The 9,951-nt window shown below is 65.7% G+C and carries 11 protein-coding genes and 1 tRNA gene; 1 reads left to right on the forward strand and 11 read right to left on the reverse strand.

The features are described 5' to 3' along the window. Window positions 1-43: 43 nt before the first annotated feature. The 11 genes from HRV97_RS08285 to hspQ all read right to left on the reverse strand — a co-directional run bounded on the left by HRV97_RS08285 (window position 44) and on the right by hspQ (window position 9,256). Window positions 44-1,948: an ATP-binding protein gene (locus HRV97_RS08285; protein WP_174193738.1), complete on the reverse strand. Its 1,905-nt coding sequence runs from the start codon at window positions 1,946-1,948 to the stop codon at window positions 44-46. Between the two features lie 89 nt (window positions 1,949-2,037). Further along, the gene (gene spt, locus HRV97_RS08290; RefSeq protein ID WP_174193739.1) at window positions 2,038-3,306 is read right to left on the reverse strand and encodes a serine palmitoyltransferase; all 1,269 of its coding nucleotides are present in this window, start codon (window positions 3,304-3,306) and stop codon (window positions 2,038-2,040) included. 2 nt (window positions 3,307-3,308) lie between these two features. Next, entirely contained in the window at window positions 3,309-3,551 is a 243-nt protein-coding gene (locus tag HRV97_RS08295; RefSeq protein WP_174193740.1) for an acyl carrier protein, read from the reverse strand. A 43-nt stretch (window positions 3,552-3,594) separates the two neighbouring features. Further along, window positions 3,595-4,488, reverse strand: a complete 894-nt coding sequence (locus HRV97_RS08300; protein ID WP_174193741.1) for an NAD-dependent epimerase/dehydratase family protein — start codon at window positions 4,486-4,488, stop codon at window positions 3,595-3,597. Then, window positions 4,485-5,615 (reverse strand): glutamate 5-kinase, encoded by a 1,131-nt coding sequence (gene proB, locus HRV97_RS08305; RefSeq protein ID WP_174193742.1) that lies wholly within the window; start codon window positions 5,613-5,615, stop codon window positions 4,485-4,487. The genes HRV97_RS08300 and proB overlap by 4 nt, the downstream gene beginning before the upstream one ends. A gap of 78 nt (window positions 5,616-5,693) precedes the next feature. After that, entirely contained in the window at window positions 5,694-6,740 is a 1,047-nt protein-coding gene (obgE, locus tag HRV97_RS08310; RefSeq protein ID WP_174193743.1) for a GTPase ObgE, read from the reverse strand. 55 nt (window positions 6,741-6,795) lie between these two features. Continuing rightward, window positions 6,796-7,386 carry a TetR/AcrR family transcriptional regulator gene (locus HRV97_RS08315; RefSeq protein WP_174193744.1) on the reverse strand — a complete coding sequence of 197 codons (591 nt, stop codon included), beginning with the start codon at window positions 7,384-7,386 and terminating at the stop codon, window positions 6,796-6,798. Window positions 7,387-7,434: 48 nt separating this feature from the next. Next, entirely contained in the window at window positions 7,435-8,007 is a 573-nt protein-coding gene (locus tag HRV97_RS08320) for a GNAT family N-acetyltransferase (RefSeq protein ID WP_343044463.1), read from the reverse strand. A 137-nt stretch (window positions 8,008-8,144) separates the two neighbouring features. Further along, a complete protein-coding gene (gene rpmA, locus HRV97_RS08325) occupies window positions 8,145-8,414 on the reverse strand; it encodes a 50S ribosomal protein L27 (protein WP_174193745.1) in 270 nt (89 codons plus the stop codon). Window positions 8,415-8,444: 30 nt separating this feature from the next. After that, window positions 8,445-8,744 carry a 50S ribosomal protein L21 gene (gene rplU, locus HRV97_RS08330; RefSeq protein WP_174193818.1) on the reverse strand — a complete coding sequence of 100 codons (300 nt, stop codon included), beginning with the start codon at window positions 8,742-8,744 and terminating at the stop codon, window positions 8,445-8,447. A 128-nt stretch (window positions 8,745-8,872) separates the two neighbouring features. After that, window positions 8,873-9,256: a heat shock protein HspQ gene (hspQ, locus tag HRV97_RS08335; protein ID WP_174193819.1), complete on the reverse strand. Its 384-nt coding sequence runs from the start codon at window positions 9,254-9,256 to the stop codon at window positions 8,873-8,875. Between the two features lie 169 nt (window positions 9,257-9,425). On the opposite strand from hspQ, the gene HRV97_RS08340 reads away from it, so the two are divergent. Beyond that, window positions 9,426-9,515, forward strand: a tRNA-Ser gene (locus HRV97_RS08340). Window positions 9,516-9,951 lie beyond the last annotated feature (436 nt).

A 9,951-nucleotide genomic window follows, 5' to 3' on the forward strand; every position in this document is an offset into this window, starting at 1 on the left:
GGCTATAGCAGGCCGGCGGAAGCCGTCACCTGTTCTCCGCACGTCACTCGGCAGCGATGGCGTGCGGTCCTTCGCACCGGGTTGCCGAGAGCACCGCACGCTCGAGCGCGGCGAGCGTGAACGGCTTGCGCAATACGGGGCGGTTGGCGAGATCGGTGGTCTGCGCGGCGTCGCCAGCGAACCCGGTGACGAACAGAACGGGCATGTTGCGGAAACGCGCATCGAACGCCGCCACCATCTCCGGTCCGGTCAGCCCCGGCATCAGCACGTCCGATACGAGCAGATCGGGTCGTGGCATGCTGTCGAGCACGGCCGCAGCGCGAAGCGAATCGTTGCACTGGGCCACGCAGTGGCCGAGTTCCTCCAATGCCTCAACCGTGGCCGCGAGCACGCGTGGATCGTCCTCCACGACCAGAATGGACAGCGAGCCGCCTCGGTCAAAGTGCGCCTCCGTTGTCGGCGCGATCTGCTCGGTGGCCGTGCCCAGGTCTTTGGCCTCGCGCGGCAGCAACAGCGTGACGGTGGTGCCGTGACCGAGTTGGGACGCAATGGTCACGTCGCCTCCGACCTGTTTGGCGAAGGAGAAGATCTGGCTCAGCCCCAGTCCCGTTCCCTTGCCGACCGGCTTGGTGGTGAAGAACGGCTCGAACGCGCGTTCGATCACCGCGTCGCTCATGCCGTGACCGGTGTCGGTGACCGCGAGGACTAGGTAATCGCCCGGCGCGCACCCATGTTCGCTGGGCGTCGTCAAGGTTCGCGCCGAGGCGGCGATCGTCAGCGTGCCGCGTCCATCCATCGCGTCTCGCGCATTGACCGCGAGATTTACTAGCGTGTTCTCCAACTGCACGCGGTCGACCCGCGCGCACCAGCCGTCGCTCGCGTCATCGATCACGACCGTCACCCCGTCGCCTAGCGTGCGATCGAGCAGGTCCTTCAACCCGTCGAACAGGCGGGCGGCGTCGATGCACTCGGGATTGATCGCGGTTTCGCGGGCAAACGCCAGCAGGCGCCGGGTAAGCGCTGCGGCGCGTGTCGCGCCCTCGCTCGCGCTATCGACGTGGCGCAGGACATCGCGGTTTCCCGCGAGCAGGCCGCGACGGGCGAGTTCGAGGCCGCCGATGACGATCGCCAGCATGTTGTTGAAGTCGTGTGCGATGCCGCCCGTCAACTGGCCGACCGCTTCCATCTTTTGAACCTGACGCAACCGTGCTTCCTGCACGCGAAGCTCGTCAGTGGCGGCGGCAACCGCATCCGCCAGATCGTCTGCGCGCTGACGCTCGGCGGCAGCCTCGGCCTGCGCCACCCCGCGATCGGCCAGCGCGCGCATCGTCAGCCAGCCGAGCGCGATCATGCCGAGCAGGAGCAGGACGCCGAAGATCGACAGGATCTTGGCCGCTGCCGTCGACTGCCGTACCGAGGTCATCGCCTGCGAGGTACGGCGTTGCAGCAGTGCGCGCTCGTCGGCGATCAGCCCGTCGAGCGCAGCGTTGATCGCCTCCAGCGAGGATGAGGTCCGATCGCGGTAGAAGCGCGACAATGCCTGGCCATTCTTGCCGTAATTGGTCGCAAGTGCCGTGGCCGCTAATTCGGCACCGCGCGCGCGGAATGCCTGTTCCAGCAGGGCGAGGCGGCGCTGCTGCCCGGCATTGTCGTGGGTCAACCGGTGAAGCTGTGCAACATTCTCGCCGGCGCGGCGCCAGTCATCGAAATAGGATTGCCCGAGTTGCTGATCGGCCGAAATGACGTAACGGCCGAGCGACGCTTCCGACTTCGCCATCGTCCCCTGTAATGCCCGAGCGAGGTTCATGACGTCGTAACTGTGGCTTTGCGCGGCGAGCGCGCGGTCGCGCTGCCGGTTGGCTTCGCCGAGCGTGATCACGATTGCCGTCAGCACGACCACGCCGGCGATCGCCATCGCGACCAGCGTCACGGTACGCCAAGCCGCCATCAGCCCTCGCAGGCGTTCTGCACCAAAGCCGCTCACGACCGACGCTTGTACCTCAACGCATCAACGGTGCAAAGCTGGCGCGGGTCGCCTCAGTCGATCTCGCCCGTCGCGCGCCCCGCGGCGGCGAACATGTCGGTGATGAGGTCGATTTGCGCGTCGCTATGTTCGGCCGACAGCGAGCAGCGCAGCAGGAACGTGCCCGACGGCGTCGCGGGCGGACGCGCGACATTGACGTAGAGCCCTTGGTCGAGCAGCGACTGCCACATGCCGACGGCGCGCTGCTGATCTTCCAGGATCACCGCGATGATTGCCGAATCTGCCTGTGCGGTGCCGAGCGTGAAGCCAAGGTCGCGCAATCCGGCGTGGAGCCTGCGCGCGTTCGACCACAAGCGCCCGCGCTTCTCGTGCGCGTGCATCAGCTTGCGGATCGAGGTCGCCGCGGTGGCGACCACCGATGGCGGCAGGCTGGCGGTGAAGATGTAGGGGCGACAAGCGAGGCGCATCGCCTCGAACTTCGGATGATTCGACACGCAGAAGCCGCCAACGGTGCCGACCGACTTGGAAAAGGTGCCGATGATGAAATCGACGTCCTCGCCCAGGATCAGTTCCTGATCCTCGTACACGCCGCGGCCGTGTTCGCCGAAGAAACCCATCGAATGCGCTTCGTCGACCAACACCATCGCATCGTGCCTCTTGGCGACAGCAACCATCTCCTTGAGCGGGGCGATATCGCCCAGCATTGAGTAAACGCCTTCGAGCACGACGAGCTTGCCCGGCTCCTTCGGCAAGCGCCCGAGTCGCTTGTCGAGGTCCTCGACCGAATTGTGGCGAAAGCGCACGACTTCGGCGTCGCCCATCTTGCATCCATCGTAGATCGAGGCGTGGCTGTCGGCGTCGAGAATGACGTACTCGCCCTTGGCCGCGATGGTCGAGATGATCCCGAGATTGGCTTGGTACCCGGTGGAAAATACCATCGCGTGGTCGGCGTCGTAGAACTCGCGCAACGCGTCCTCGGCGTCGACGTGGTCGCGGAAGGTGCCGTTCAGCATCCGACTGCCGTTTGTGCCGCTGCCGAACTGGTCGAGCGCGCGCTTGCCGGCGGCGACGACGTCGGCGTCGAACGTCATGCCCATGTAATTGTAGGTGCCGAGCAGGATCGTCTCGCGGCCCTTGATCACCGCCTCGGTGGGCGAACGAACTTCGTCCATCACGATCCCGAAGGGGTCGCGCACGCCGGTGTCGAGCAACGCTTCGCGCTCGGCGATCAGCGCGTCGAACTTGGAGAACAGGTCGCGCTCCGGTGCGACCGGCGCGGGGTCGAAGGAGCGTGCTTCGGGCTGCGGGCCGGTCTCGGTCATGTTTACGCCTTCAATCGCGCCACGGCGTCGACCAACTGACCGACGGTCTCGATCTCGGCCTGCATGTTCATCGTAATGATGATGTCGAACTCGTCCTCGATCGCGGCGACGAAATCCATCACGGTCAGCGAGTCCCATTCGAGGTCGCCCTGGAAGGTGGTCGCGTCGGTGACAGTCACGCCCTTCTTGTTGAAGGGTTCGATCTGGGCCTGGACGGTCCCGAAGATTTGGTCGCGGTCGCTCATGCAAAGTCCGATGCGTGATGATTAAGGCCGGGTTTGGGCGGCGCTATAGCAAGTCGTTGGCGCGATACCATTCGGCAGTGTCGGCAAGCGCACGCTGCGTGTCGTGCTCGGCGCGCCACAGGGCTGGCGAGGGAAGGGCGTGCGACACCCAGTCGGGATGACGAAAATAGCCGACGCGGTCGGGCGTCAGCTTCGCACGGGCTCCGCGAAACATGCGGTCGATCCGTGCGCCCGCCGACAGCAGCGTGCCCGGCATCGACAGGGGAATTGTGCGACGCCCGACCGCACGGCCGATCGCGCGCGCGAAGTCGCGGTGGTCCCAGCCACCGGGACGGCCGTCGTCCGGCTCGACGATCAGATGGTGCGCACCGTCGCCGATCGCGAGCGTCAGCAGCAGCCGCGCGAGATCGTCCGCCGCGATCACCGACATGCGGTTGCCGCGTGGGGGAAGGGGGACGATGCCGCGCCGCGCGAAGCGGAACAGTTCCAGCATCTCATGGTCGCGCGGACCAAAGACGGCGGGTGGGCGCACGATCGTCCAGTCCAGCCCGCTCAACTGCACCAGTCGCTCGGCCTGCAGCTTGGACCAGCCGTAATCAGACAGGTGCGGCTCGCGCGCGGCGAGCGAGGAGACGTGGATGAAGCGGGTCACGCTGGCGTCGTTGGCGGCGGCGATCATGCTGCGCGTTCCGTCGATGTTTCCGCTGACGAACCCCGCACGGTCGGCGGCGTTGACGATGCCGGCAACGTGGATCACCGCGTCAGCACCCTCGACCAGCGCGCCAGGTCCGCTCAGATTGCCCGCAACCCAGGTCAGGCCGTCGCGCGCGGGTTGCTCGCGCCGGGTCATCGCGCGCACCTGGTGACCGGCGGCGAGCGCCTGATCGACGAGGTGGCTGCCGACGAAACCGGTCGCGCCGGTGATGGCGAGAATCATCGCAGAGTTCCTTGGCCGCTGGCCGACAGCAGCGCCATGTGGTTGCGGTGGACGAGCGCGGCGCGCGGTGCGTAGCCGAGCAGTGCGGCATGATCTTCGCTCCGCCGCCCGACCAACCGTGCCGCCTCCGCTGCATCATATTCGCTCAGGCCGCGCGCGATCGTCACACCATCGGCGTCGATCGTCACCAGATCGCCGCGCACGAACCGCCCTTCGACTCGCGTTACGCCGGCCGCAAGCAAGCTCTTGCCAGACGCCAGCGCCTGAGCGGCACCAGCGTCGACATGGATCGTGCCCGCGGCGGTCAGTCCGCCGGCCAGCCACGCCTTGCGGGCAGGGGCGCTGCGTTCGGCCACGAACAGCGTGTGACGGCCCGTGGTGGAGAGCGGGTGTTCCGCGTGACCGCTCGCGATCGCCAGATGCGTGCCCGCGGTATTGGCGATCCGCGCGGCGGCGATCTTGCTGACCATGCCGCCCGACCCCATGCCCGAAGTCGATCCCGTATCCGCCATCGCCTCGATCTTCGCGTCGATCCGCTCCACACGAGCGACATGGCTCGCACCAGGCAGCGCCGGATTGCGATCGTACAGCCCGTCGATATCGGACAACAGGACCACACCGGACGCACCCGCCGCCTGCGCTACGCGCGCGGCGAGTCGATCGTTGTCGCCGAAGCGGATCTCCTCTGTGGCGACCGAATCGTTCTCGTTGATCACCGGTACGACGCCTAGCGTAAGCAATCGGTCGAGTGTCGCCGCGGCGTTCAAGTAGCGCCGCCGATCCTCCAGGTCGCCGAGCGTGACCAGCATCTGCGCCGCGGTAAGCCCCGCGGCGCCCAGCAACTCCGCCCAGATGCCGGCAAGTGCAATCTGACCGGTTGCGGCGGCGGCCTGCGCATCCTCCAGGCTGGCGCGACCCCCTTTGCTCAGGCCGAGTCGCCGCGCGCCGAGCGCGATCGCGCCCGAGGAGACGATTGCGACCTGCTGACCCGCTGCGTGCCGCGCCGCAATGTCGGCAGCGACGCTCGCCAGCCACGCGCGCCTGACCACGCCGTCGGGCGCCACGAGCAGCGCCGAGCCGATCTTGACGATCAGCCGCGTGCAGGAGGAGGGCGGAAAGAGCGACATCGCAGCGGAAATGTTACCGTGAGCGCACCATGAGGCAAGCACGCGTTCCGTACCATCGCGGGCCTGTAGCCACCACCGTCACAGCGGCGACCACTCGACTGCGTCCTCCTCGCCATCGTCGTCGACGGGGCTGTCGGCGGACGGGATCGCCTCCAGCAGCTTGTCGAGCACCCAGTCGACGCCCGTGCCGCTGACGCCGGAGATCGGGATTACCTCAGCCCCGCTCGCATCTTCGAGTTCGGCCGACAGCGCCTCGATCAGCTCGTCGTCGAGCGTGTCGATCTTGTTGAGCGCGACCACCACCGGCTTCTCGTCGAGCCCGCCGCCGTATGCCGACAGCTCCTCGCGCACGATGCGATAACTTTCCGCCACGTCGGCATCGTTGGCGTCGATCAGGTGGAGCAGCACGCGGCAGCGCTCGATATGGCCGAGGAAGCGATCGCCGATCCCCGCGCCGTCCGCCGCGCCCTCGATCAGGCCGGGAATGTCGGCGAGCACGAACTCGCGGCTCTTGTGCCGTACGACGCCGAGCTGCGGACGGGTGGTGGTGAAGGCGTACTCGCCGACCTTCGCCTGTGCGTTGGTCACCTGATTGATGAAGGTCGACTTGCCGGCATTGGGCAACCCAACGAGCCCGGCATCTGCCAGTAACTTGAGCCGCAGCCACACCCAGGCTTCCTCGCTCGGCCAACCGGTGCCGTGCTGGCGCGGCGCACGGTTGGTCGAGGTCTTGTAGCTCGCATTACCGCGTCCGCCGTCCCCGCCGCGCAGGAAAACGATCTGCTCGCCGACCTTCGTCAGGTCTGCCAGCAAGGTGCGCTCATCGTCATCAGCAAGTATTTGGGTCCCAACCGGCACCTTGATGACGAGGTCGTCGCCGCCACCACCGGTGCGGTTGCTGCCCGATCCACCCTGGCCGCGCGGTGCCCGGAAATGCTGGGTGTAGCGAAAGTCGATCAGCGTGTTGAGCCCGGCGACGGCCTCGAACACTATGTCGCCGCCCTTGCCGCCGTTGCCGCCATCGGGGCCGCCATATTCGATGAATTTCTCGCGCCGGAAACTGACAGCACCGGGGCCACCGCTGCCCGAGCGGACGAAAATCTTTGCCTGATCGAGGAAATGCATGGCGCGCTGCCTAGCGCGTCCGCATCGTTAAAGCGACCCGGTGTGCGCGAGCTCGCTAGAGCGCCGGTCGGTGACCACGATCCGCCAGCAGCATGGTTCGCGCCAGCTCGCGCGCTTTGTCGCGCGGCAGGCCGAGCGCGCGCGCCATCGGTGCTCCCAGCAGCGCGTCACCCAAGGCCATCAGCACGAGTTGCAACGTTTCCTCGCGGATCGGCATGGTGGGATCGCTGTCCTGCGCCAATTCGTCCACCAGGTCGTGGATCGCGTCCAGTATGGGGTCGAGCGCATCCTCGTTGCCCGACAGGATCATCCAGCTGGCGAGCGCGCCCGCGCCGTTCTTGCCGAACGCGTCGAATGTGAGGTCGACGACCTCGGCCGGATCCTCGCGCTCGCGTGCGCGCAGCACCGCCGACTTGATCGTGCCGACGACGTGGCGCGCCATGCTCGCGATCAACGCTTTTTGCAGTCCGTCGGCCGAACCGAAATGGTGCAGCAAATTGGCATGGGTGCGCCCGATCCGGCTCGCCACCGCCTTGAGCGTCACGGCCTGCGGACCGACCTCGACCAGCAACCCGCGCGCGGCCTCCAGCGCGGCCTCACGCGATTCTTCCGGGCTCAAGCGACGGCGCAGGGGCGTGATACTCATGGCGGCGTGATCCGCCATATCGGTGAACAAGGCAACGCTGCTGCCCCGTTACGCTGCAATCGGCATCGGCGGCGCGCATGGCTCGGCCAGGTCGAGTGCAAGTTCGACACACTCGACCTCGGCGTTCCGCGCTACCGAGAACAAGCGTCCGCGGCTCGTTTCGGCGAAACCGAGCCGGCGAAGCACGCGTCCCGAGGCGGGATTGTCGATCATGTAGCGCGCGACGAGGCGTTCGCCACCAAGCGCGTGGCGCGCGATGTCGATAACGGCGCGCCCTGCTTCGGTAGCGAAGCCCTGACCCCAAGTGGTCGGTGTGAGCCAATAGCCCAGCTCGTGGACGCCTGCACCGAGCGCGATCAGCTCGATACCGCCGATCAGCCGGTTCTCGCCGCGGGTCATGATCTGAAAACGCGGCTGGTGCGGCGTGCGCGGCAACAAGAGGAAATGCTCGGCATCGCCGAGCGTGTAAGGCCAGGGCGCGCGCGCCAGGTTGCGGACGACCGGCTCATGCCCGATCGCTTCCGACAGGGCAGGGGCATCTTCCGGCCAGCCAGGCCGCAGCGTCAATCTTCTCGTCAGCGCGAACACGGTTTCGCTCTCCTCGACCGAGGCCACAAGCACGATTGAATGACGTGCCCGCGACAGGGATGGAGGGAGCGCAAGAAAAAAGGGAGCCGGGTGACCCGCCTCCCTTTTCTGGTTCGGTGCCGCACGGCACTCGGGTCACCCTGGTGGGCAACCCGGATGGCTGCCCAATGTTACTCGGCGGCAATCGCCGGCATGTCGACCGAACAGAATTTACGGCCGAGCTTGCCTTCGTGGAACACCACGCGACCGTCGACGAGTGCGAACAGCGTGTGATCCTTGCCGATGCCGACGTTGCGGCCCGGGTAGAACTTGGTTCCGCGCTGACGCACGAGAATGTTGCCGGCGATCGCTTCCTGACCACCGAACTTCTTCACGCCGAGGCGACGACCGGCCGAGTCACGACCATTACGCGACGAACCGCCTGCTTTCTTATGTGCCATTTCGAATAAACTCCTTCGAGCCGCTGTTCGTTACGCGCCGATCGACACGATCTTGAGGATCGTGTGCTGCTGACGGTGGCCGTTGCGGCGGCGATAGTTGTGACGACGACGCTTCTTGAAGACGATGACCTTATCCGCCTTCGCCTGCGCAATGATTTCCGCCGCGACCGACAGGCCGTCGGTCGGCTTCAGGTCCGAACCTTCGCCCGCGAGCAGCACGTCGCCGAGCGTGATCGACGCCCCGGCATCACCGTCGATCTTGTCGACGACGATCTTGTCTCCAGCGGCAACGCGGTACTGCTTGCCGCCCGTGCGCACGATAGCGAACATGGCTCTTTTCACTTCCCATATGTCTATGCCCGCCGGGGCAGACCCCGCGGAAGAAAGCGCGCAGCTAATTAAAGGCGGCTTTGGTGTCAACCGTGCAGCGGCATTTCGCCGCCCATTGACGATGTTGTTCAGTGGCGGTGCTGACTCTTCAATCCGTAGCGACCGTCGGCCGACCGGTCGAACAGTCCGGCAATGGCTGGGTGCTCGACGGGCTCGTCACTGTCGTCATGTACCAGGTTCTGCTGACTGACGTAGGCGACGTAGCTCGACTCGGCATTCTCGGCCAGCAGGTGGTAGAACGGCTGGTCCTTGCGCGGCCGAAAGCTCTCAGGGATCGCGTCATACCATTCATCGGTGTTGGCGAAGACGGGGTCGACGTCGAACACCACTCCTCGGAAGTCGAGCATACGATGCCGGACAACGTCGCCAATTGAGAAGCGCGCATGCGAGACGGGCGGTGCGATCGGCTGGTTGGATGCAGGTGCGGTAACGGCGTGCGCAGGGTCGTTCATCGCCATCAAGATAGTGTCCTGCGATAATGGCACAACAGCATCTTATAACAGCAAGGTGATGTTTCGCTCAGGTAACGTGAACGAAGCGCTTGCACAGCGCCTACGGCATCGCTAGAGGCCGCGCTCCGACCGCTTCACCGGCTCAACCGCCGGCTTCGAAGGACCTCGCGGAGAGGTGGCAGAGTGGTCGAATGTACCGCACTCGAAATGCGGCGTGCCCTCACGGGTACCGTGGGTTCGAATCCCACCCTCTCCGCCAAGTCCTCTGCTGGTGTCGTTTATTAAACCAACCAGCCTTAGACCCGACATCTGCGGTAGCATGCGGCTGAGGCATGGTAGCGCAGCGCCTTCCTTGTTCCTGGGAAGAGTCCCGACGCGGTAAGCGTCGGCAGTACCCGGTCGCTGTCACCAACGTCTCATAGGTATATTGTAGGTGCAGGCTTGATCTCGGCAGCCATAAAGGCAGCGGGCTAGAAGGCGTGTCACAGCTTACGGCCACTATCTGCAACTGCGACCCTATCGTTCGCTCGGCGGCGGGGTGAAGTGAGTCATCTTGGGTTCGCTAGGTGCCCTTTTCGGGCGCTCACGAGCCTTCTGACGCGGTGTTGTCGAAAATGTGCAACTTTTCTGCAAAAACCGTTTGACGCTTTGTCTGTCGCCGCCTAGATGGGTGTCACCGCAGCGGCGGGGCGCTA

Origin of the sequence: Sphingomonas hominis (assembly GCF_013328205.1) — a bacterium.
Taxonomy (GTDB): domain Bacteria; phylum Pseudomonadota; class Alphaproteobacteria; order Sphingomonadales; family Sphingomonadaceae; genus Sphingomonas; species Sphingomonas hominis.